The sequence below is a fragment of the Gordonia sp. w5E2 genome (assembly GCF_036540975.1).
In the GTDB taxonomy this organism is placed as follows: domain Bacteria; phylum Actinomycetota; class Actinomycetes; order Mycobacteriales; family Mycobacteriaceae; genus Gordonia; species Gordonia jacobaea.
Genome location: NZ_CP144213.1, coordinates 3,279,759 through 3,300,983 on the forward strand (window position 1 = coordinate 3,279,759; position 21,225 = coordinate 3,300,983).

At 67.0% G+C, this 21,225-nt stretch carries 21 protein-coding genes; 8 read left to right on the top strand and 13 right to left on the bottom strand.

Annotated features, from left to right (window positions below):
• Positions 1 to 96: 96 nt before the first annotated feature.
• Entirely contained in the window at positions 97 to 747 is a 651-nt protein-coding gene (locus tag RND64_RS14785; RefSeq protein ID WP_331436094.1) for a TetR/AcrR family transcriptional regulator, read from the top strand.
• Here RND64_RS14785 and dapE read toward each other — a convergent pair.
• The gene (gene dapE, locus RND64_RS14790; RefSeq protein WP_331436095.1) at positions 728 to 1,843 is read right to left on the bottom strand and encodes a succinyl-diaminopimelate desuccinylase; all 1,116 of its coding nucleotides are present in this window, start codon (positions 1,841 to 1,843) and stop codon (positions 728 to 730) included. The two genes, RND64_RS14785 and dapE, sit on opposite strands and share 20 nt — an antisense overlap.
• Before the next feature lie 101 nt (positions 1,844 to 1,944).
• Between dapE and RND64_RS14795 the strand changes: the two genes are divergently transcribed.
• Positions 1,945 to 2,961, top strand: coding sequence for a zinc-dependent alcohol dehydrogenase family protein (locus RND64_RS14795; RefSeq protein WP_331436096.1), 1,017 nt, complete (start codon positions 1,945 to 1,947; stop codon positions 2,959 to 2,961).
• Positions 2,962 to 3,022: 61 nt separating this feature from the next.
• Positions 3,023 to 3,430 carry a VOC family protein gene (locus RND64_RS14800; RefSeq protein WP_064870336.1) on the top strand — a complete coding sequence of 136 codons (408 nt, stop codon included), beginning with the start codon at positions 3,023 to 3,025 and terminating at the stop codon, positions 3,428 to 3,430.
• On the opposite strand, the gene RND64_RS14805 is transcribed toward RND64_RS14800, so the two are convergent.
• The gene (locus RND64_RS14805) at positions 3,412 to 4,113 is read right to left on the bottom strand and encodes a helix-turn-helix domain-containing protein (protein ID WP_331436097.1); all 702 of its coding nucleotides are present in this window, start codon (positions 4,111 to 4,113) and stop codon (positions 3,412 to 3,414) included. The two genes, RND64_RS14800 and RND64_RS14805, sit on opposite strands and share 19 nt — an antisense overlap.
• 164 nt (positions 4,114 to 4,277) lie before the next feature.
• Here RND64_RS14805 and RND64_RS14810 point away from each other — a divergent pair, with 164 nt between their 5' ends.
• The 3 genes from RND64_RS14810 (at position 4,278) to dapD (ending at position 6,046) form a co-directional block, all read left to right on the top strand.
• Positions 4,278 to 4,574, top strand: coding sequence for a hypothetical protein (locus RND64_RS14810; RefSeq protein ID WP_331436098.1), 297 nt, complete (start codon positions 4,278 to 4,280; stop codon positions 4,572 to 4,574).
• A 154-nt stretch (positions 4,575 to 4,728) separates the two neighbouring features.
• Positions 4,729 to 5,016 carry a hypothetical protein gene (locus RND64_RS14815; RefSeq protein ID WP_064870338.1) on the top strand — a complete coding sequence of 96 codons (288 nt, stop codon included), beginning with the start codon at positions 4,729 to 4,731 and terminating at the stop codon, positions 5,014 to 5,016.
• 61 nt (positions 5,017 to 5,077) lie between these two features.
• On the top strand, positions 5,078 to 6,046 hold the full coding sequence (gene dapD / locus RND64_RS14820; protein WP_082938049.1) for a 2,3,4,5-tetrahydropyridine-2,6-dicarboxylate N-succinyltransferase: 969 nt from the start codon (positions 5,078 to 5,080) through the stop codon (positions 6,044 to 6,046).
• 297 nt (positions 6,047 to 6,343) lie between these two features.
• Here the strand turns inward: dapD and dapC are convergent, their stop codons facing one another.
• On the bottom strand, positions 6,344 to 7,468 hold the full coding sequence (gene dapC, locus RND64_RS14825; protein WP_331436099.1) for a succinyldiaminopimelate transaminase: 1,125 nt from the start codon (positions 7,466 to 7,468) through the stop codon (positions 6,344 to 6,346).
• A gap of 1 nt (position 7,469) precedes the next feature.
• Positions 7,470 to 7,802 carry a ferredoxin gene (gene fdxA / locus RND64_RS14830; protein ID WP_049698476.1) on the bottom strand — a complete coding sequence of 111 codons (333 nt, stop codon included), beginning with the start codon at positions 7,800 to 7,802 and terminating at the stop codon, positions 7,470 to 7,472.
• 466 nt (positions 7,803 to 8,268) lie between these two features.
• On the opposite strand from fdxA, the gene RND64_RS14835 reads away from it, so the two are divergent.
• Together RND64_RS14835 and RND64_RS14840 are read left to right on the top strand one after the other, a co-directional pair.
• Positions 8,269 to 8,868: a cysteine dioxygenase gene (locus RND64_RS14835; protein ID WP_049698631.1), complete on the top strand. Its 600-nt coding sequence runs from the start codon at positions 8,269 to 8,271 to the stop codon at positions 8,866 to 8,868.
• A gap of 24 nt (positions 8,869 to 8,892) precedes the next feature.
• Entirely contained in the window at positions 8,893 to 9,261 is a 369-nt protein-coding gene (locus RND64_RS14840) for a rhodanese-like domain-containing protein (RefSeq protein WP_442903949.1), read from the top strand.
• A gap of 59 nt (positions 9,262 to 9,320) precedes the next feature.
• Here the strand turns inward: RND64_RS14840 and cofG are convergent, their stop codons facing one another.
• The 9 genes from cofG to RND64_RS14885 form a co-directional block, all read right to left on the bottom strand.
• Positions 9,321 to 10,553, bottom strand: coding sequence for a 7,8-didemethyl-8-hydroxy-5-deazariboflavin synthase CofG (gene cofG, locus RND64_RS14845; RefSeq protein WP_331436672.1), 1,233 nt, complete (start codon positions 10,551 to 10,553; stop codon positions 9,321 to 9,323).
• A gap of 36 nt (positions 10,554 to 10,589) precedes the next feature.
• Positions 10,590 to 12,095: a flavin-containing monooxygenase gene (locus RND64_RS14850; protein ID WP_331436101.1), complete on the bottom strand. Its 1,506-nt coding sequence runs from the start codon at positions 12,093 to 12,095 to the stop codon at positions 10,590 to 10,592.
• Entirely contained in the window at positions 12,092 to 13,231 is a 1,140-nt protein-coding gene (locus RND64_RS14855) for a radical SAM protein (RefSeq protein ID WP_331436102.1), read from the bottom strand. The genes RND64_RS14850 and RND64_RS14855 overlap by 4 nt, the downstream gene beginning before the upstream one ends.
• A gap of 80 nt (positions 13,232 to 13,311) precedes the next feature.
• The gene (locus RND64_RS14860; protein ID WP_331436103.1) at positions 13,312 to 13,683 is read right to left on the bottom strand and encodes a facilitated glucose transporter; all 372 of its coding nucleotides are present in this window, start codon (positions 13,681 to 13,683) and stop codon (positions 13,312 to 13,314) included.
• Positions 13,683 to 14,555 carry an N-acetyl-1-D-myo-inositol-2-amino-2-deoxy-alpha-D-glucopyranoside deacetylase gene (gene mshB / locus RND64_RS14865; protein WP_331436673.1) on the bottom strand — a complete coding sequence of 291 codons (873 nt, stop codon included), beginning with the start codon at positions 14,553 to 14,555 and terminating at the stop codon, positions 13,683 to 13,685. The genes RND64_RS14860 and mshB overlap by 1 nt, the downstream gene beginning before the upstream one ends.
• 23 nt (positions 14,556 to 14,578) lie before the next feature.
• Complete coding sequence (locus RND64_RS14870; protein WP_331436104.1) at positions 14,579 to 16,486, bottom strand: ABC transporter family substrate-binding protein; 1,908 nt, start codon at positions 16,484 to 16,486, stop codon at positions 14,579 to 14,581.
• 86 nt (positions 16,487 to 16,572) lie between these two features.
• Complete coding sequence (gene typA / locus RND64_RS14875; RefSeq protein WP_064870355.1) at positions 16,573 to 18,498, bottom strand: translational GTPase TypA; 1,926 nt, start codon at positions 18,496 to 18,498, stop codon at positions 16,573 to 16,575.
• Positions 18,499 to 18,680: 182 nt separating this feature from the next.
• Complete coding sequence (locus tag RND64_RS14880; protein WP_331436674.1) at positions 18,681 to 19,466, bottom strand: EamA family transporter; 786 nt, start codon at positions 19,464 to 19,466, stop codon at positions 18,681 to 18,683.
• 160 nt (positions 19,467 to 19,626) lie between these two features.
• Complete coding sequence (locus RND64_RS14885; RefSeq protein WP_331436105.1) at positions 19,627 to 21,066, bottom strand: lipase family protein; 1,440 nt, start codon at positions 21,064 to 21,066, stop codon at positions 19,627 to 19,629.
• Between the last annotated feature and the right edge of the window lie 159 nt (positions 21,067 to 21,225).

Consider the following 21,225-nt stretch of genomic DNA (forward strand, 5'->3'; position numbering starts at 1 on the left):
CTTAACGGAACCATTTTCCCGTTAAGAACGTAGCGCATGCCGACCCTTAACGGAACCCCTGTTCCGTTAAGGGTCGTCGGTGAGTACGCTCTACGAATGGTCGACACCACGACACCGCGTCCGGAAGGTCGCACAGCACCACCGCGGCCGGGCGGTCGCACAGCGGCGGTCCGGGCCGCGGTGCTCACCGCGACGGAGGACGCACTCATCGACGCGGGCTTCGCGGGTATAGACCTCAGCGCGATCGCCGCTGCGGCAGGTGTCGGCAAGACAACGGTCTACCGACGTTGGGGTACGCCCGAGGCGTTGGTGGCCGATCTACTGGGAGAGATGGCGACACAGTCCGTATCTGCAACGCGCACAGGCAATCTCGCCGACGACCTACTGGCAAACGCACGGCTCGTCGTCGACACGCTGCGCGATCGGAGGCAGGGCCCGCTGTTCGGCGCGCTCATCGCGGCGGCCACCGGTGACGACCGCACGCGCGAGGCGCTCGCCGAGTTCTACCGCACGCGGGTGAGAGAATGGGTGAGCTGCGTCGACGACGCGATCGGCCGGGGCGACATCCCCGACGACACCGACACGTCTGCGGTGATCCGATCCGTGTCGGCGCCGCTGTACTACCTGATGCTCACGGGCGTCCGCACGCCGACCGAGCACGATGCGCGAATGGCGGTCGACGCGACACTCGCCGCACTCGACGCCGGGGCCTTCACGGCAGACACGGTCAGGACAGATACGCCCTGAGGAGATCGGTGACCTCGGCGATCTGGGCCACGGGCACGCGCTCGTCGACGCGGTGCGCGAGGTTGGGATCACCCGGGCCGAGGTTGACGGCCGGGATTCCGAGTGCCGAGAACCGCGACACGTCGGTCCAGCCGTACTTCGCACGGAACCGCCCGCGAGCGGCGTCGACCAGCGCGGCTGCGGCGGGATGGCCGAGGCCAGGCAGCGCGCCGGGCGCGGCATCGGTCAGTTCGAGTGTGATCATCTCGGTGTCGAGATCTTCGGCGAACACATCGCGGACGTGGTCGAGTGCGTCGTCGACGCTGCGGTCGGGTGCGAATCGGAAGTTGATGGTCACCGAGGCGCTGTCGGGGATCACGTTGCCCGCCACTCCCCCGTCGATACCGACGGCCGAGAGGCCCTCGCGATACTCGCAGCCGTCGATGTTGACGTAGCGCGGCTGATAGTTCGCGAGCGTGGTGAGCACTCCGGCCAGTTTGTGAATTGCGTTGTCGCCCATCCACGATCGCGCAGAGTGGGCACGGGTGCCCGACGCGGTGAGCCGAACACGCAGGGTGCCCTGGCATCCGGCTTCGATCTGCCCGGCAGTGGGTTCACCGAGGATCGCTACGTCGCCCGAAAGCCATTCGGGCAGTTCGCGTTCGAGAAATCCGAGCCCGTTGTACTCGGCTGCGATCTCTTCGCAGTCGTAGAAGATGAGCGTGAGATCGTGCGACGGATCGTCGAGAGTTGCGGCGAGGTGGAGGAAGACGGCGTCGCCCGATTTCATGTCGACGGTTCCGCAGCCGTGCAGTACGTCGCCCTCGGCATCGTCGACGGTGCGTCGACTCGGCAGGTTGCCCGCGACGGGCACGGTGTCGAGGTGGCCCGCGAGGATGACCCGGCTCGGCTTACCGCGATTCGTGCGCGCGAGAACGCGATTGCCGTGTCGGAGCACCTCGAACCCGACCGTCTGCTCGCGGAGAGCCTTCTCGACGGCGTCGGCGATGGCCGATTCGTTGTGCGACTCGCTCTCGATGTCGACGAGCGCTGCGGTCAGCTCGACGGGATCGGCGTGCAGGTCGAGGTCGGCGACGGCGTTCTCGGTGGTGCTCACCTCTCCAACTTATCGCGCGTGCGGCCGCCACCCGACTTTCGCATTCCGGCTCACAACCCGTTCGGTAGCAGGCACCGAGCACCGGTGGCATGGTGGACCGCATGCTGGGAACCGTCATCCACGCGCCGTTCGACGTGCGCTTCGAGGAGCTCGATCGGCCCGCGATCGTCGAGCCGACCGACGCGATCATCCGCCTGTCGGCGACCTGCGTGTGCGGGTCGGATCTGTGGACCTATCGCGGCATCAACGAGATCACGCATCCGGTCCCGATGGGACACGAGTACGTCGGCGTCGTGGAGGAGGTCGGGTCGGCGGTGACAAACGTGAGGCCAGGGCAGTTCGTGATCGGCTCGTTCTTCGCTTCCGACAACACCTGTGACATCTGTCGTGCCGGATATCAGACCGGCTGCGTGCATCGCGCACCGGTGCGTGGCGCGCAGGCCGAGTACCTCCGCGTCCCGCTTGCCGACGGCACGCTGGTCGCGACGCCCGAGGTTCCCGACGACGAGATCGTGCCCGACCTCCTCGCAGCGTCGGACGTCCTCGGGACCGGCTGGTTCGGTGCCACCGCAGCTCAGGTCGGGCCGGGCAAGACCGTCGTCGTGGTCGGCGACGGCGCCGTCGGACTGTTGGCCGTGCTCGCTTCGGCGCAACTCGGCGCCGAGCGGATCATCGCGATGAGCAGGCATAAGCAGCGCCAGAAGCTCGCTCTGGAGTTCGGGGCCACCGATATCGTGGCCGTACGCGGCGACGAGGGCGTCGCGGCGGTGAAGGAACTGACGAACGGACTCGGCGCGCACTCGGTGATCGAGGCAGTCGGCACGCAGCAATCGATGACGCAGGCCATCGATTCGACGCGCCCGGGCGGACACGTCGGCTTCGTCGGGGTGGCGCACGGGGTGGAGATTCCCGGCGACCAGCTCTTCTACAAACTCGTCCACCTCCACGGCGGCCCGGCGCCGGTCCGTCAGTACCTGCCGGATCTCATCACGCGCATCATGAATCGAGACATCAACCCGGGCAAGGTCTTTGACCTCACGCTGCCACTGAGCGGCGTGGCCGAGGGCTACGCCGCGATGGACGAGCGGCGGGCGATCAAGGCCCTGCTGCAACCCTGAGGCCCACACTCTGTCCGAAAGGTTCATGTGTGGCCGGCGGCTGTCGCATAGTGTCGCGGCCATGAGCGAAGACATCACGCCACGACCTGTTCTCAACGCCATCTCGTTCGTCGTCGCCGACATGGCGGCGACGGTCGAGTTCTACTCGCAACTCGGCCTCGAGTTCGACCCCGACGCCGCGAACGCCCCGCACGCGCAAGCCACCGTCGCAGGTATGCAGATCATGTTCGACACGCGCGCCGTCGTGCTGTCATTCATGCCCGACTGGTACGTGCCAGAGGGAGGCCACCGCGCAGCTCTCGCGTTCGAATGTTCTTCGCCCGCAGCGGTCGACGCCGAGCACAGTCGCCTCGTCGACCTCGGCTACCGGTCGCTGCTCACCCCGTTCGACGCGGTCTGGGGACAGCGTTACGCGGTCATCCTCGACCCCGACGACAACCCGGTGGATCTCTACTGCGCCCTGAGCTGAGCCGCGGCGGCCACCGGTGGCACGAACGCTGTCGGAGACGCACCGGCCAGCGCGACGAAGTCGCGAAACATATGGGCGTAGTCGGCGTATCCGGTGCGATGCGCCACCGCCGACAGATCCTCATCACCGAGCACACTCATCGCGTGCCGCATCCGGAGAATCCTGCCTAGCGTCTTGGCCCCATACCCGAAGTACTGCAACGACATTCGATGCAGGGTCCGCTCGGTGACGGACAGTTCCGCTGCACACTCGGCGACCCCGACACGACGACGCAGCATGTCGACGAGGTGCCGTGACCAGGGCGGCGGGGCCGCGTGCCGATCAGCGGTGCACAACTCGGTCAGCGTGGCGACCTCGTCGTCGGAGGCTTCCAACAGCTCACACCAGCGCTCGACTCGTGGTCGCTGCCAGAGGGTGTTGGCCTCGACCCGCTGATCACGAAGTTCGACCGCGGGTACCCCGAGCAGACCCTGCGCGTGCCCGGGAAAGAATCGGAGCCCGACCATCTCATGCGGTTGATGTGCGACAAAGACATTCGGACGAGTGTCCGGGCCCGCGAACAACAGGCCATCACCGGTCCAGATGACATCCATGCAGCCGTCTGGCAGAACCGTTGCTTCGCCGATGTCGACGGCACTTCGCCACGCGTGCACTGCTGCGACTCGCTCGGCCGATGACGTCATTCGTCCAGTGTCGCCCACGGCGAGCGACGGTGTCAGCCCGCTGGACACGCTGCCATCGCTCTGGACACAAGGCCCTGCCAGCTTGGGACGAAAGACCCTCTCCCCCAAGCCAACCGAGGTCGAACATTGGACACGTAGACCACTCGTCGAGGAGATGATGTTCGATGTCCATCCGCCGCACGCACACCGACAACCCGCAGCACCCTGCCGCCATCGTCGGGTTCGCGATCTTCCTGATCGGCTTCGGCGCCGCACCGCTCGCCCTGACGGCGCTTGCGTTCGGGAGTGGCACTGCCGCTCTCGTCGCCGCGATCGTGGCGGTGATCGGAATGGCGATCGGGATCGGCATCGTCTCGGCGATGACACGACGCCTCCAGCACAGCCGCGCTGCTACCGGATGCGACGTCGAAAGAGGAGCAGCACTACCTGGAGGTCTACCGCCACCAGGTCGCCTAGCCTAGCGCACGCACGCGAGGTCGAGGTCCCGGGTTGGGCGGGGCGTCGACCTCGCTGCGCTTTCTGCGGTTGACCGTCGGATCTTGCCCTAATCAACCACCGGACTGTGACCTGGATAACACTAGGATGTATGCGTCGTCGAATCGAGGAGATGGCGCCATGACGGCCTTCCACAGATCTCACGTGTCACACGGCAATCATCCGATGGGTGTTGTCGCCTTCGTTCTCGTGCTGGCGGGCTTTTTGTCGCTGGCAATTTCGCTGACCATGTTGGCGACGGGTGAAACCACTGCCGGCATCGTCTGGGCGGTGGTGATGGTCGCGGCATTCGCGGGTGGCGCGGCCGTGCTGATCGCGCTGAGCCGACAGATGTATCACAGCGCGTTCTTCCCGGTGAACACCGAGCACGACCGCGTCGAGTACGACCACATGTATCACCAGCACTGATTCCGGTCGATGCAGGCGACCTGGCCCAGCCCGTGCGGAGGTCGCCGGTAAACTCCTGCCCGTGACGACGAATGGCGCTTTCGCAACAGGCATCGCAACCGTGACCAACGGGGGGTCCGCCGATCCCGGCGTTGTCCTCGACGTCTGGTATCCGGACCCCGAACTCGCAACACCGGATCTGGCCGATACCAAGATCCTCGAGGGCGACGACATTCCCGCCGACCTGAACGATCTGGTCGGCCTCGACGAGGCACGCGGCGTCAAGATCGTCGCGGTCCGCACCTCCATCGCTGATCTGTCGGTCGCCCCGTCGGACGCCTACGACGTCTACCTGCGCCTGCACCTGCTGTCGCATCGACTCATCGAGCCACACGAGGCGAATCTCGAGGGCATCTTCGGCCTGCTGTCGAACGTCGTCTGGACCAACTTCGGGCCGTGCCCGGTGGAAGGATTCGAGAAGGTTCGACGACGCCTTCGCGCGCGCGGACACGTGACCGTACTGAGCATCGACAAGTTCCCCCGGATGGTCGATTACGTCGCACCAGGCGGAGTCCGCATCGGCGACGCCGACCGCGTGCGTCTCGGTGCACACCTCGCCCCCGGCACCACCGTGATGCACGAGGGATTCGTGAACTACAACGCGGGAACGCTCGGCTCGTCGATGGTCGAGGGTCGGATCTCGGCGGGCGTCGTCGTCGGCGACGGTTCGGACATCGGTGGCGGAGCGTCGACGATGGGCACGCTGTCGGGCGGCGGCAAAGAGATCATCTCGCTGGGCAAGCGCTGCCTGCTCGGCGCGAACTCCGGTTGCGGCATTGCCCTCGGCGACGACTGTGTCGTCGAGGCAGGGCTGTACGTGACCGCAGGCACCAAGGTGACGGGTCCCGACGGCGCGTCGATCAAGGCACGTGAGCTCTCCGGGCAGTCGAATCTGCTGTTCCGTCGCAACAGCCTCACCGGCGCCGTCGAGGTGGTGCCGTGGAAGGGCGACGGCATCGCGCTCAACGAGGCGCTGCACAAGAACAACTGACCCGGGGCTGCCGAGTCGGCATTGCGGACGCCTTCGTGGTGGCGTGTGATTTCGACTCGGCAGCTCGCTGCGCTCGCGGCCGGCTCAATCAGCGGGTGAGGCCGGCTCAATCAGCGGGCGGGGCCGGTTCGATCGGCGGGTGGAGCGGCTCAATCAGCGGAGCGGCGTCGGGCCGGGTTGTGGATGTTTGTCGAACGTAAGGATGTGGGTGCTGCAGCACCCACATCCTTACGTTCGACAAACATTTGCCGCGGGAGTGGGCGGATAAGGCGCCCAGTCGGCGGGTCGGGCGGACTTTCAGGCGGTGAGTCGCGCTGCGGCGGCGTCGATGCGCTCGTCGGTGGCGGTGAGGGCGAAGCGCACGTGGTTGACCCCGAGCGGTCCGTAGAAGTCCCCGGGGGCCGCCAGGATGCCGCGCTCGGCAAGCCACGCAACGGTGTCGCGGCAGCCCTCGTCGCGGGTGGCCCAGAGGTAGAGCCCGGCCTCCGAATCGTCGACGCGGAAACCCGCCTCGCGCACCGCGGGCAGTAGGCGCGAGCGGCGCAACTGGTAGCGGGCGCGCTGGGCCTCGACGTGCGTGTCGTCGGAGAGCGCGGCGGTCATCGCTGCCTGGATCGGGAACGGCACGATCATGCCCGAGTGTTTGCGCACGGCAAGGAGTTCGGCGATCAGGTCGCGGTCGCCTGCGAAGAAGCCCGCGCGATACGACGCAAGGTTGGAGATCTTCGACAGGGAGTGGATCGCGAGCAGCCCGGTATGGTCGCCGTCGCTGACCCGGGGGTCGAGGATCGAGACGGCCTCGGTGTCCCAGGACAATCCGAGGTAGCACTCGTCGGACGCGAGGATCGTGTCGTGCTCGCGGCACCACGCAACCACCTTGCGCAGGTGGTCGACGCCCAGCACGCGGCCCGTCGGATTCGACGGTGAATTGATGAACATGAGCGCGGGTGCCGAGCTGCCCATGACCGGGCCGATCTGCAGCGTCGAATCTGCTCGTGTCACCGACGCACCCGCGAGCAGGGCGCTCACCTCGTAGGTGGGGTAGGCGACCTCGGGGATCACGACGTTGTCGCCAACGCCGATACCGAGCGCCGAGGTCAGCCCGGCGATGGCCTCTTTGGTTCCGATGACCGGCAGAATCGACGATTCGTCGAGTCCTGTTGCGCCGTACCGTCGTGCCAGCGCGTCGACGGCAGCCTTGCGCAGCTCAGGTGTGCCGACGGTTGTCGGGTAGCCGGGGAAATCCGACGCCGACGCCAACGCCTCGCGGATCAGCGTGTCGACGGGATCGACGGGCGTACCGACGGAGAGGTCGACGATGCCGTCCTCGTGAGCAGCAGCGGTCGCCTTGGCCTCGGCGAGCGAATCCCAGGGAAAATCGGGTAGCGCCTCACTCACACGTGCCCGACGGGCCGTTCGCAAGTCAGTCCTCGCCCTCGTTCATCGGGGGGAGTTCCTTGATGAACGGCGGGTCGTAGTCGGTCTTGCCCACCTTGCTCGCACCACCCGGCGAACCGAGGTCGTCGAAGAAGTCGGCGTTCGCGCTGACGTAGGGCTCCCACTCGTCGGGAACGTCGTCCTCGTAGAAGATCGCTTCCACAGGACACACCGGTTCGCAGGCACCGCAGTCAACGCACTCATCCGGCTGGATGTACAGACTGCGGCCACCCTCGTAGATGCAATCGACAGGGCACTCCTCGACGCAGGCCTTGTCCATCACGTCCACACAGGGCTCCGCGATGATGTACGTCACCACTCTCTCCTTCTCCGCATAACGTTCATGTGTCCGCTCGCGCCCGCGTGTGCTCACGCGGCGGCAGACCTAGACGCGAGGGCTGATCGCGTCGCATGCGCACACCGTCGACCTCCCCCGAAGCAGGCGCGGAGCACACACGCATCGTCAACCTTATCTGCCTGGCCCAGCCCGGGCCCACATCGCCCCGTGCTATCGCTCACATCTGTCCCGGTCAGGGCAACTCGGCACGACGAAGATCACAGTTTCGACGCTTCCTTCCCTCAGCGAACTCCGATGGGTCGGTTTGCGTTCAGCGTGACGCCAACCCTCCCGCGGCGCAGAGGTCGGGAGCATCCTGTTCTGGTGAGTCTGATCATCGCCCGGAACGGGGCCCAGCAGATCAGCGTGGGATTGGCGATCGCGCACTGTCGACGCCGCTGATCACCCGCCGATCCCCGACCCCTCTCCACCTTCGTCCGGAGTGCTCATGACCTCGACCCTCGATCCCGTGCACCGTGCCGCGACACGACCGACGAGCGCCACCCTTCCCACCAGACTTCGACCCGCCGACCTCCTGCGCATCACCGATCAGGGCGTCGCGGACGTTCTCGACGGTCGATACAACCACCTACTGCCCCCGAGCTGGGACCCCGTCGAACGCTGGTCGACCCGCCTCGAATCCGACGACGACCTCGACCTCTGGCTGATCAGCTGGACACCCGACAGGTCGACGGACCTGCACGACCACGCCGGCTCGCTCGGCGCACTGACCGTGCTCTCCGGCGCGCTGCGCGAGTACCGCTGGACCGGCAACGACCTCGCACTGCGCATTCTGTCCGCGGGCGACCAGGCGTCGTTTCCCCTCGGTTGGGTCCACGACGTGCAGCATCACGCCAGCGCACCTCCGCTGCGCGGCCTCAACCAGGCGCACGCAACCTCGCACCGCCTCGGCTCGGTGAACGAGCCCGGCCCCACGCTCAGCGTGCACGCCTATTCGCCACCGCTGACGGCGATGTCGTTCTACGAGGTCACCGACGCGAGCCGGTTGCGACGCACGCGCACAGAACTCACCGACGAACCTGAATGACCCCGATAACCTTGCGATGTGCCGATGACGATCAATGACCTCCTGCTGAACGCCCGCGAAAGCCTCCAGCGAGTCGACGCCGCGGATCTGCCCGCCGAACTCGAGAGCGGTGCAGTCCTCGTCGACATCCGGCCGGCCGCGCAGCGCGCCGCCGAAGGAGAGCATCCCGACGCCCTCGTCATCGAGCGCAATGTCCTGGAGTGGCGCTGCGATCCCGCCAGCGACGCCCGGATCGACGAGGCAGTCGATCACGACGTGCGGTGGATCATCCTGTGCTCGGAGGGCTATACATCGAGCTTGGCTGCGGCATCGTTGCAGCAGTTGGGATTACACCGCGCCACCGACGTCGTCGGCGGTTACCGCGCGATCATCGCCACGCAGTCAGCCGACTGAACTCTTCAGCGCCGCAGAACTTCCCAGCGCCGCAAGACTTCCCGGCGCAGCAAGCTCGCTCACGCGACGGCGGGCCAGGGGCGACCCGACGGCCTGGCGTCTGCCGCGAGTCCGGTGACCGGGTTGGCGAGCGCGGCCACGTGCTCGGCCAGCGACGCGTCGATCCAGTTCTCGGCGTCGAGCACATAGGGCGGCTGGGCCGTGATCCGCTCGGCGAGAACGTATCCCGACTCGGCGGTGATCTCGGCGAGAGTGGTCAGGTTAGGCCACGGGCGTTCGGGGTTGACATGGTCGGGCGTCAGCGGCGACACGCCGCCCCAGTCGTCGATGCCCGAGGCGATCAGCGCCGCGCACTCCTCCCCCGATACCAGGTTTGGTGGCGCCTGCACCCGCATCCGCGGTCCGAGCACGATGCGCGCTGTCGCCACGGCCGCGAGGAACTCCGTCATCTCGGCGTCGGGCGTGCCACGCATCGCGGTGTCGGGCTTGGCGCGGAAGTTCTGCACGATCACCTCTTGGATGTGACCGGCACGCGCGATATCGGCAAGTGCGAGTAGCGATTCCGCGCGTTCGGTCAGACTCTCGCCGATGCCGACGAGAATGCCCGTGGTGAACGGAATCCGCAGATCGCCCGCATCGCGCAGCACCTGCAGCCGGACCAGCGGGTCCTTGTCGGGGCTGCCGTAGTGCGGTTGCCCCTTCTCGGTGAACAGCCTGCGCGAAGTGGTCTCGAGCATCATGCCCATCGACGGCGCCACCGGTCGCAACACCGCCATCTCCTCGGCGCTCATCACGCCGGGATTGAGATGCGGCAGGAGGCCGGTGTCTTCGAGGACGGCAACCGCCGCTGCGCGAACGTAGTCGAGCGTCGACGAATATCCGCGTGCGGCAAGCCATTCGGCGGCCTGCGGCCAGCGATCCTCTGGCCGGTCGCCCAGCGTGAACAGCGCTTCTTTGCAGCCGAGCGCCGCCCCTTGGCGCGCGATCGACAGCACCTGGTCGATCTCGAGAAACATTCCCTCGCCCGCCCGGGCCAGTTTGCCCGGCACGGTCACGAACGTGCAGTAGTGGCACCGATCGCGGCACAACCGCGTCAACGGCACGAATACCTTGCGCGAGTAGGTGATCTGCCGTTCCCGACCCACCTCGGCGAGCCCTTCGTCACGCATCGCCGACGCGACCGCCGCCACTGCGGTGAGGTCGTCGCCCGACGCCGACAGCAGCGCCGTTGCCTCGGCGAGCCCGACGTCGCCGCCCGCACGCACCACGTCGAGCGCCTCACGTGCGGTCATCGCCTTACCTGCAGTCATGTCAGTTGTCATCCACGCTCACCCCTCGCGGATCTCGACGACATACGGCTCTACATCGAACGTACCGTTTCTCTCTCGGAACGAGACGGCCGTACCAGGCCACAGCAGCGTCAATCTCCCGCTGTCGGGATCGACGTACCAACTGTTGCAGCCGGTCAACCACACCGTCGACGATGCGCGGTCGTCGATCTCGGCGGTGTAGGCGGCTTCGGCGTCCGCGGTGACCTCCAACGATCGGATGCCGTCGGCGGAGAGCACATCGAGCGCGCCGAGAACGTAGCCGAGTTGGGTCTCGATCATGTAGATGGCGGAGTTGTGACCGAGCGCGGCATTGGGGCCGTCGAGCACGAACATGTTGGGAAAACCGTGAACGGTGGTCGACGCGTACGACGTCATCCCGTCAGACCAGTGCGTGTCGAGCCGTTCGCCGCGGGCGCCGGTGATGCGCGTGGAGACCGGGGGTCGAGCGGCCTCGAATCCCGTTGCCATCACGAGCAGGTCGAGGTCGTAGCAACGTCCGCTCGCGGCGCGAGCCTTGGATTCGCGCACCGTGTCGAGCGCGCTCGGCTCGAGGATCACGTTGTCGCGCACAAGCGTCGGATAGAAATCGTCGCTCAACAGGATGCGCTTGCATCCGATCTCGTAGTCGGGGGTGAGGATCGACCGGAGTTCCGGATCACCGATCTGAGAATGCAGATGAGTTCTTGCGCGCGAACGGATCTCGTCGATATCCGGGTGCAGCGCGAGTCGCTGACGGAACGCGGCATCGGCGTCGCGCAGCAGTTGATCGCGCACATCATCTGCGACGGCGGGATCGAGGTAGGTGGCGCGTTCTTCGACGGTGTACTGCCGATCGTCGCGAGGCACGACATACGGTGGCGTCCGACAGAATACGACGAGTTCTTCGGCCTTCTCGGCGAGATGCGGAGCGATCTGCACCGCGGACGCACCCGTACCCACCAGACCGATGCGCGCACCGTCGAGCGGCAGGTCGTCGCGCCAGGCGGCGGTGTGGACCACCTCGCCGGTGAACGAGTCGAGTCCCTCGATGTCGGGGATGCGCGGCTCCGACAGCCGCCCCACGGCGAGAACCAATGCACGGCAGGTGATCTCGCCGTCCGACGTCATGATCGTCCACCGGGCCGCTGCGGGATTCCAGGTGGCGTCGAGTAGCTCGCAGCCGAGTCGGAGTCGGTCGTCGAATCCCTCGTCGATGACAGTCCGTTCGAGATACTCGCGGATCTCGGCACCGCTGGGATAGACCGACGACCAATCGGCAGGCGGACGGAACGAGAACGAGTAGAGATGTGCCGGAATGTCGCAGGCAATGCCCGGATAGGTGTTGTCGCGCCAGGTTCCCCCGACGGCGTCGGCACGCTCGAGAACGACGAACGACTCGCGGCCACGTCGGGCGAGTCCTGTGGCCATCCCGATCCCGGCGAACCCCGCACCGACGATCACCACATCGACGTCGAGCTCTGCGACAGTTCGACGGTCAGGCGTGCTCGAGAGGTCGGCAGTCACCCGCAGGCCCGCACATTCTCGTTCTGCGGCAACGCGATTCGACGCCCCTGCGGCGGTTCGCCGTAATCGGTACGTCGCTGCCGGGGCAGCCGACCGACCGTCTGAGCGATCTCCGCGATGTCGTCGACGGACAACGTCCGACCGGCCTCCTGGCCGGATTCGGGTGAGAGCTCGCCGTCGAGCAGCAAGCCACCGATGTCGTCGGCGCCGCCCGCGAGGACGTCGAGGACGACGTCGCGATCAAGCTTGGTCCAGGCGACCTGGATGTGGTCGATGTGTCCGAGCATCATCAGACGCGCAACCGCGTGGACAGCTCGGGTCTCACGCACGCCGACCGAGTGGGTGGCCGCGTCGGCGAGGTGAGGTGGTGCGTTCTCGGGCAGCAACGGCATGACGATCAACTCGTGGAAGCCGCGGGTTTCGTCGGCGATGCTGGCGAGCAGTCGCAGGTGTGCCACCACCTGTTCGGGCCTCTCGACGTGGCCGTACAGCAGCGTCGCGGTGGAGAACAGCCCTGCACGGTGGGCAGCGCGGATCGTCTCGACCCACTCCGCTACCGGCTGCGGCGCACCTGCGGGATGCAGTGCGGCCCGCACCTCGTCGTCGAGGATCTGTGCCGCGGTGCCCGGTACGGACCCGAGCCCCGCGTTGCGTGCCAGCTCGAGGAACTCCGGGACGTCGAGGTTCATGCGCTCGGCGCCGTCGCGAATCTCGGGTGGCCGAAAGGCGTGCAGGTGCATGTCCGGCGATGCTGCGTGGATTCTTTCGATGATTCGCAGGTAGACGTCGCCGCGATCGTCGCCCGGTACCGCACCCTGCATACAGATCTCGGTGGCTCCGAGCGACCAGGCCTCGGCGACGAGCGCCTCGATCGAGACGGCCGAATCGTCGGCCGCGACAACGGCGGTGTCGAAGTTTCGATTCACCACGAAGGTCATGACGTCGGGATCGGTGACGTCCCTGCGGGCGGCGTCGGCGACTGCGCACAGTTCGAGCAGTTCGTCGCCATCGGCGCCGAGCAAGGCCACCCACTCGGCGTCGGTCACCGACGCCGCGTCGGCTCGCACAGCGGCCAACGCCGACCGAACCGATTCGACTGGGGCGGGGCGGTCACTCGCCCACGCGCGCAACACCATGCAGAACACTCTAACGATCACGCTTACCGCTTCCCCGGCGGACGCCACCCAGAAGACTCAGCGGCGGACGCGGGACCGGGTCAGGCCTCGGCCTCCGGCAGCCGCCTCGACCAGAGCAACGCGACGGGTGCGCCGAGTCCGATGATCACGAGTAGCAACGTCGCGAGTGTGGTGCTGCCCTGCAGCGCGAGCATGACGTCGCCTCCCGGGCCGCCCATGCCCGCCACGGCGAGCACAATCAGCCACGCCACCAGAGGGCCGTACCGCAGCGGGCCGTCGGTGTACTTCGCGGCCAGGCACAGCAGCAGGCAGTTGAGCAGGCCTGCGGCGATCGCAGCGACCGGTACGGGTGTTCCGCCGAGGCGCAGGTAGACGAAGCCGACCGAGAGCAACCCGACGATGAATCCATCGAGGATCAGGAATCCGAGGAGCACACGATCGGCGACACGCATCACGCCACTCCGTCAGAAGCTTGGTCCAAGAAGAAGAGATCCGCAGCACGGCGTCCCGACGTGAGGCGGTCACGGCTCGACCGCAGCACGAAGTGTTCGTCACTCATGATCGGTTGCAGAATGTTGTTGCTGAGCGCGTACTCGGTTCCCGACGGCGCAACGGTCACCTGCGTGGCATGAGCACGCAGGCCCTCGACCTTGCGGTCGTACACGGCGCTGATGTCGATCGCGGCGTCGATCTCGTCGTCGGCGTAGCTGGGCAACTCCCCCGCCTCGGGTATCCGCCATCCGTCAGGAACGCTGCGCGCAGAGGCCAATCCCTGGTGCAGCGCGCTGTGTTCGGTCACCGACTCCCAGACGATGAGCTCGCGCCCGGTTCGGGCCTCGACAAGCGGTATCGCGGCCATCGACGCCGTGTGGACCATCTTGTGGTCGGGGTGGCCGTAGGTGCCCGCCATGTCGTAAGTGACGAGAACCTGCGGGTCGAAGTCGGCGATGACGTTCGCGAGAGTTGCGACGACATCGTCGAAGCGCGCTTGGGCGAGCGCACGCGGGTGCTCCGCCGACGGCGAACCGGCCATCCCCGAATCACGCCAATGCCCCGCTCCGCCGAGGAACTCCGGACGCAGTGGCGCGGCGCCCTCCGGGGTGAGCGCGGCCAGCGCGTCGGTCAGTTCGCGGATCCGATAGCCGCCGAGCTGATCGGCACCTCCGTCGGCGACCAACTGTGCCCATTCGTCGCCGATCACCTCGCCCTCCTCGCCGAGCGTGAACGTGAGAACGCGCACGTCGACGCCGTCGGCGAGATACCGCGCGATGGTGCCACCGGTCATGATCGTCTCGTCGTCGGGGTGCGCGTGAAGCAGCAACATACGACGATCGGATCGCTGGTCGCTCACCGGAGGTTCCATGTGCTCGCCGAGCCGAAGATCGAGACCTGAATCGGTCCGGACAGCGGAACGTCGGTCACCTTGCGCGTCACACCCACCATCATGCTGTCCTGATAGAGCGGCAGATAAATCGACTGCGCTGCGAGCAGGGGCTCTGCCTCGGTCAGCTGAGGCAGCGGGTCGTCGGATGCCATCGCGTCGCGCGCGAGACCGATGAGCACGTTGTCGCAGACCCCCGAGGGGTTGGACGCGTAGACGTCCTGATTCGACGACTGCTGCTGCTGGTCGGGAGCGTCGCTGGTTGGTGTCGGCGGCGTCGAGAGGCTCGGTGCCGTACCCGGCTTGGGCTGATCGCAGTCGACCTGGGACGCCAGTGCAGCGGCAGGCGGCACGCCGAGTCCGGTCCAGCCGACGGCCATGTCGACGCGCGATTCGGTCAGGGCTACCCCGTACAGCTCGTTATTGGGCAGCGAGACCACCGCGGCACGGACACCGGCGTTGCGTAGCTGGTCGACGATGTTGGCGGCAGCCGCGGTCGACCTCGCGTCACCGCTGATCGCACCGACGCGCACGGCCAGGTCGCGCCCGTCCTTCGAGAAACCGGCGACACCGTCGGGTACCGGCGACATCGTCGACGCGGGGTCGGGTGGTGTCGAGGAGGACGGCGCTCCCGACGAGGGGGAAGCAGAGCTGGTGGCCGGTGCACTCGAGGGAGCCGACGAACCGGCGGACGACGTCGACGTCGGGGTGGCCGCCCCACGCCGGTACCCCGCGGAGGCGAGCAATTCGTCGATCTGCTCGGCACCCGGGCGCTGACGGTCGACCGCGAAGTATCCCGGATCCGACGGCGCGAGAACGGTGTTCGCGTACGGCGTGACGACGGTGTCGCCCGCGCCCGCGTAGGTGACGACCGCCGGGTCGATCATTCCCAGGATCGCTCGACGAACCGCCACCGAATTCATCACCGGGGTGCGCGCGTTGACGCTGATGCTCAACGCTCGTGACGTCGCCGAGCGCTGCGTCGCGATACCCGGGACGGCGGCGAGTTCTGCGCTACTCGCAGGCCCGGTGGCCAGCGTCGCGAGCGACGAGTCGCCCGAACGTACGGACTCCACCATCTGCGACGCCGTGCCCGCCCTGCGCAGCACCACCTGGTCGAGGATCGACGGTTTCACCCAGAAGCGGTCGTTTCGGATCAGGCGCACCTCGTCGCGGGTGGTGTCGATCGAGAAGACCGAGAACGGACCCGCCGACACCGGCTTTCCGCTGTCCATACCGGTTTGGAATCCGGCGGGGGCGCCCTTCAGCACGTGACTGGGAAGCAACCAGGTGAACATCTCTCGCCACGCCGGGTAGGCACGCGCGAACTTGACCGTCACCACCTTGCCGCCGCTGCTCGACTCCACGGAGTCGATCAACCGGTAGCCGGCGGGAGCGACGACGTTGGGCTGTCGCGACATCTGTTGCCACAGGTAGCTGAAATCGTCGCCGGTGACGGGCAGGCCGTCGGACCACTGCGCGTTGGTGTGGATCTTGTAGGTGACCGTGAACGGCTGCTGTGACGTGACCTCCGCCGAGGTGAGCAGAGCTTCGGAGCGCTGCCAGACGACGCCGTTCGGCGTCTGAACCGGTTCGAACGCACTCGGCAGCGTCATCGAGGCGATCGCCGTCGTGACAGGGCTCTGATCGGCGGCCAGGTGCGGATTGAATCCCTGGCCGACCGAGTCGGTGGCGACGTAGATCGTCTTCTCCGTCGGGTACTCGGCGGGGGTCTGCGGTGGCGCCTCGGTCTCGCGGACCGGGGGCGGCGGGTCGGACATACACCCGGCCATCGTCGCCACCACTACAGCGCTCAGCACCGCCAACAGGAGGTGCCTACGCCGTCGAGAACGGTCATCCGCTCGCGCCCGCATCGGCGGCCTCCTGCCGGTCACCCACTCACCCCCACCATCACGTCCCGATGTTCACCCAGTACTCACCCCGACACTCGCGAGGTCGACTAGCCGGCCGCCTGATCACGCGACTTGGCCCGCGAACGCTCACGGGCACGCGTCGACGAATCGAGGTGCACCTTACGCACCCGCACGACCTCGGGGGTCGCCTCGACACACTCATCCGCGGCGCAGAACTCCATCGCGCCCTCGAGCTCGAGGTGCATCGGCTTGGCCAGCGTCTCCATCACGTCTGCCGACGACTGACGCATATTGGTCAGCTTCTTCTCACGGGTGACGTTGATGTCGAGGTCTTCCGCACGCGGGTTGATGCCGACGACGTGGCCCTCGTAGGTGTCGTCGCCCGGATTGACGAAGAACGTTCCGCGATCGGCGAGCTGGATCATCGCGAACGGCGTCACGCTGCCCGCGCGGTCACTGACCAGTGAACCGGTGTGGCGTGCGCGGATCTCGCCCGCCCAGGCGTCGTAGCCGTCGAACACGGCGTTGGCGATGCCGGTGCCGCGGGTCTCGGTGAGGAAGTCGGTGCGGAAGCCGATCAGGCCGCGAGAGGGAACCCGGAACTCCATGCGGACCCAACCGGATCCGTGGTTGTTCATCTGGTCCATCCGACCCTTACGCGCGGCCAGCAACTGAGTGACCGCACCGAGGTACTCCTCGGGCACGTCGATCGTCAGGTGCTCGAACGGCTCGTGCACCTTGCCGTCGACCTTGCGCGTGACCACCTGCGGCTTGCCGACGGTGAGTTCGAAGCCCTCGCGTCGCATCTGCTCGACGAGGATCGCCAGGGCGAGCTCACCACGACCCTGGACCTCCCAGGCGTCGGGGCGATTGATGTCGACGACGCGCAGCGACACGTTACCGATGAGCTCGGAGTCGAGGCGGTCCTTGACCATGCGCGCGGTGAGCTTGTGACCCTTCACCCGTCCGGCGAGCGGTGAGGTGTTGGTGCCGATGATGACCGAGATGGCAGGCTCGTCGACCGTGATGCGCGGCAGCGCGACCGGGTTCTCGGCGTCGGCGAGGGTGTCGCCGATCATGATCTCGGGGATGCCGGCGATGGCCACGATGTCGCCTGCGACGGCCGACTCCGCGGGACTGCGCTCGACGCCGACGGTCGCGAGCAGCTCGGTGATCTTGGCGCGCTCGACGACGGGCTCCGCCGTGCCGTCCTCCTTGGTGATCTCACGCATCCAGGAGACGGTCTGGCCCTTCTTGAGGGTGCCGTTGTGGATGCGGACCAGACCGAGGCGGCCGAGGAACGGCGAGGCGTCGAGGTTGGTGACGTGCGCCTGCAGCGGAGCATCCGCGTCGCCCTTCGGCGCGGGGACGTGCTCCATCAGGACGTCGAAGAAGGGGTCGAGGTTCTCGCCCTCGGGGACCTCGCCGTTCGCGGGCTCCACCGTGCTGGCGATGCCTGCGCGGCCCGACGCGTACAGGACCGGGAGGTCGAGGACCTGCTCGGCAGCGGCGGCGGCTTCGTCGTCGAGGTCGGAGGCGAGGTCGAGCAGCAGATCGTGGGTCTCGGAGACGACCTCCGAGATACGTGCGTCGGGACGGTCGGTCTTGTTGACCAGCAGGATGACCGGCAGCGATGCGCTGAGAGCCTTGCGCAGCACGAAGCGTGTCTGCGGGAGCGGACCCTCGGACGCGTCGACGAGCAGCACGACGCCGTCGACCATCGACAGGCCGCGCTCGACCTCGCCGCCGAAGTCGGCGTGACCGGGGGTGTCGATGACGTTGATGACAACCTCGGTGCCGTCGGGCTGACGACGATGCACCGCGGTGTTCTTCGCGAGAATGGTGATGCCCTTCTCGCGTTCGAGGTCTCCGGAGTCCATCACGCGGTCGACGAGCTCGGCACGCTCACCGAACACTCCGGACTGGCGGAGCATCGCGTCGACCAGCGTGGTCTTGCCATGGTCGACGTGCGCGACGATCGCGACATTGCGGAAGTTGGGGACAGCGCTCACTGAGCTCTCTTTCATCTTTTTCGACGTCCCGAAGGCATGTGCGGGCCGTCGGCGATCCGGTTTCGGGCACCGGATGTGGACTCTACGACGCTCAACAGGGTATCTGCTCGGACCATGAGAGCGCGATCACACAGGTGGGAGTGGGTTTTGCGGTGCTCTTTCGGGGGTCGCCGCCGTCACCGCTACCGACCACCCGCCTGGACCAGGATCGCCCCCGCGACGGCGAGGATTCCGAGCAGCTCTGTGAGTGCGGGGACCTGCCGTAACGCGATGAAGCCGACCACCGCGGCGGTCACCGGCAGCAGTGCGAGCAGCACGGCGAATCGTGCCGGACCCACCGACCGTAGGACGACCTGATCGAGGGCATACGGAACCGCTGTCGACAGCACTCCGAGTCCCAGCGCGAGCAGGATGAGCCACCACACGTTCTCGCCGGCCTTCACCGCCGGCACGACGGTCAGCGCCAGCGGCGAGGTCACGATCGCCGCGACAACGAAACCCGTTGTCAGATCCTCGATCCCCGCTCCGCGCACTGCGACGCGACGGCCGAGCAGGATGTAGCCCGCCCAACACGCGGCGGCCACGAGGGCCAGCACGACGCCGAGCACACTCCCCGACCAGTGCACATCGACGATGAGTGCCACGCCGATCACGGCAGCAAACAGTGCCGCGACATCGCGCCTCGTGCGTGATCCGGCCGCCGCCACCGCGATGGGACCGAGAAACTCCAGTGCGACTGTCGTGCCGAGTGGTAGGCGATCGAGCGCGAGGTAGAACGCGATATTCATTGCGGCCGTCATCAGGCCGAACACGCCCGCAAGGCGCAGTCGCGACCACTGCCACGCGGCGCGGCCGGGACGCACCACGATCAGCAGGACGAGCGCGGCCCCGGCGATACGCAACCACGCGACACCCGCGGGCGACACCGCGTCGAAGAGGTCTATCGCGATGGCGGCACCGAGGTACATCGACGTGCCACCCGCGAGCATCAGCGCGGGAGCCAGCCAGCGGACGTCACGCGTGGCGCGGAGCCGCTCGACCCGTTGCCGTCGCTGTTGCGTCACAGCCGACGAACCTACTCCGCGCTGCGGTCACCGCGCACGGCAGTTTGTGCCGACGCGGACTCTGTCAGGACGAGCCGGATGATCCTGCCGAGCCCGTCGTCAGTCCGTTCGACGGCGCCTTCCGCACGCATCCGCTCGCCGGAGCCTTCCCGGCGAATCTGTCGGCGAGCCAGTCGTACGCCTCGTTGTACCCGGCAACTCCACCCGCTATGTGGCCCAACGCAGTTCCTCCGAGTACCGGGAAGGCGATATTCCGGTACTCGAGCGACTTCGGGCCCTTGGCGCACCACTCGGCGAAGAGTGTCTGACCTTGCGAAGCGGGGACGGTCGGGTCAACTGGATTGCTGGACAACAGGATCGGGATGTCGGTGGGCTTGTGCATACCGACCTTCTGCTCGTTCACGCGCGCGGCAAGCGCCGGGGTGGAGTCGATCAGCTCTCCGATCGTCTTACCGCTGGCCGTCCACGTACTCGTCTTGGGTGATCCGATCAGGGTCGTCGCCACGATGCACTGTCCGCGAACAAGATTCATCACACGCTTACCCTCCGCGTTCAGTAGCGGGGGAATCTGTTGTGCCATATCCGGATACAGCGCCATCGCCGCGTCGATCGCCCAACCGATCGCTCCCCCGAGGCGCTGACCGTCGAGGTGATTGAGCAGACTGCGCAGATCGGTTGGCGCCCCGCCCGCGTAGATCCCGACAACGTGCTCGGCGAGGTCGGGGGCGTAGTCGTCGATCAATTCTGCCGCGGCCGCCGTGGCGGCACCGCCCTGCGAATAACCGGCGAGTGCAACCTTTGTCGCGGGATCCACGCCCGGCAGTTGCAGTGCGGCGCGGGCTGCGTCGATCTCCGCATCGCCCTGATCGACCCGCATCGCGAACGTATGGACGCCCGGCGTACCCAATCCGATGTAGTCCGTGCTGACAACGCCGTAACCCCGTGCGAGCAGGTTGTAGGTGATGAGAGCTTCGATCTCGGCCATCGGTCCGCCGGGAGGCGCCACGGTCGGCGAAGAGATCAAACGTGAAGGCGCACACTGGTCGCCCATACCGTGCGCGCCCGGCCCGTAGGACACGAGCGGCCGTGGTCCCGGTCCGGTCCACGGACGCGACGGCGCGAGGTAGTAGCCGCTCACCGCAACCTTCTTACCGAGAGCGTTCGTCGACACGTACATGATCTTCGTCGCCGACGCCGGGATCTTCCCTGCCCGGTTCGGAACGGTGATGAACGTCGACATGGACTGTGTCCGAAGCAGTGTGCCCGCTGCGGGAAGCGGACCGGCGGGCGGCGTGTAGAACGGGTCGCTGCCGTCCGACGATCCCGCCGAGCCACTGTCGGCCGACCCGGACGACCCGAGGGGGGACGCCACGGCGCGTCCGGAGTCGAGCATTCCGCACATTCCGGCCAGCGCAACCGCCGCCGTCATGGCCAGCGCGCAGCCGATGGTCGCTACCGATCGGCGCGCGCTGCTGCGAAGCCGACCCGTACGCCGATACGACATCGCTCCCTCGATTCCCGGTCTGGAACACCCGATTCGGCCCGTCGCCACCGTGGCGGGATAGACGCAAAGCGCGCACCCGCCTGCCTCACGACGCAGCAGTGTAGGACAGTAAACCGCGCATTGACTGGGTCCGCTCGGCGATTACCGAATTGTCATCTA

Bases quoted from the DNA above. Each gene is read 5' to 3' on its own strand.
- RND64_RS14885 (WP_331436105.1), bottom strand. From the start codon at position 21,066: ATGTCGTATCGGCGTACGGGTCGGCTTCGCAGCAGCGCGCGCCGATCG.
- cofG (WP_331436672.1), bottom strand. From the start codon at position 10,553: ATGACCGCACGTGAGGCGCTCGACGTGGTGCGTGCGGGCGGCGACGTC.
- RND64_RS14810 (WP_331436098.1), top strand. From the start codon at position 4,278: ATGTCCATCCGCCGCACGCACACCGACAACCCGCAGCACCCTGCCGCC.
- RND64_RS14785 (WP_331436094.1), top strand. From the start codon at position 97: ATGGTCGACACCACGACACCGCGTCCGGAAGGTCGCACAGCACCACCG.
- RND64_RS14870 (WP_331436104.1), bottom strand. From the start codon at position 16,486: ATGCGGGCGCGAGCGGATGACCGTTCTCGACGGCGTAGGCACCTCCTG.
- RND64_RS14855 (WP_331436102.1), bottom strand. From the start codon at position 13,231: ATGGTGTTGCGCGCGTGGGCGAGTGACCGCCCCGCCCCAGTCGAATCG.
- RND64_RS14835 (WP_049698631.1), top strand. From the start codon at position 8,269: ATGACCTCGACCCTCGATCCCGTGCACCGTGCCGCGACACGACCGACG.
- RND64_RS14795 (WP_331436096.1), top strand. From the start codon at position 1,945: ATGCTGGGAACCGTCATCCACGCGCCGTTCGACGTGCGCTTCGAGGAG.
- RND64_RS14815 (WP_064870338.1), top strand. From the start codon at position 4,729: ATGACGGCCTTCCACAGATCTCACGTGTCACACGGCAATCATCCGATG.
- RND64_RS14860 (WP_331436103.1), bottom strand. From the start codon at position 13,683: ATGCGTGTCGCCGATCGTGTGCTCCTCGGATTCCTGATCCTCGATGGA.
- RND64_RS14805 (WP_331436097.1), bottom strand. From the start codon at position 4,113: ATGACGTCATCGGCCGAGCGAGTCGCAGCAGTGCACGCGTGGCGAAGT.
- mshB (WP_331436673.1), bottom strand. From the start codon at position 14,555: ATGTTGCTGCTTCACGCGCACCCCGACGACGAGACGATCATGACCGGT.
- RND64_RS14880 (WP_331436674.1), bottom strand. From the start codon at position 19,466: ATGTACCTCGGTGCCGCCATCGCGATAGACCTCTTCGACGCGGTGTCG.
- RND64_RS14800 (WP_064870336.1), top strand. From the start codon at position 3,023: ATGAGCGAAGACATCACGCCACGACCTGTTCTCAACGCCATCTCGTTC.
- RND64_RS14840 (WP_442903949.1), top strand. From the start codon at position 8,893: ATGACGATCAATGACCTCCTGCTGAACGCCCGCGAAAGCCTCCAGCGA.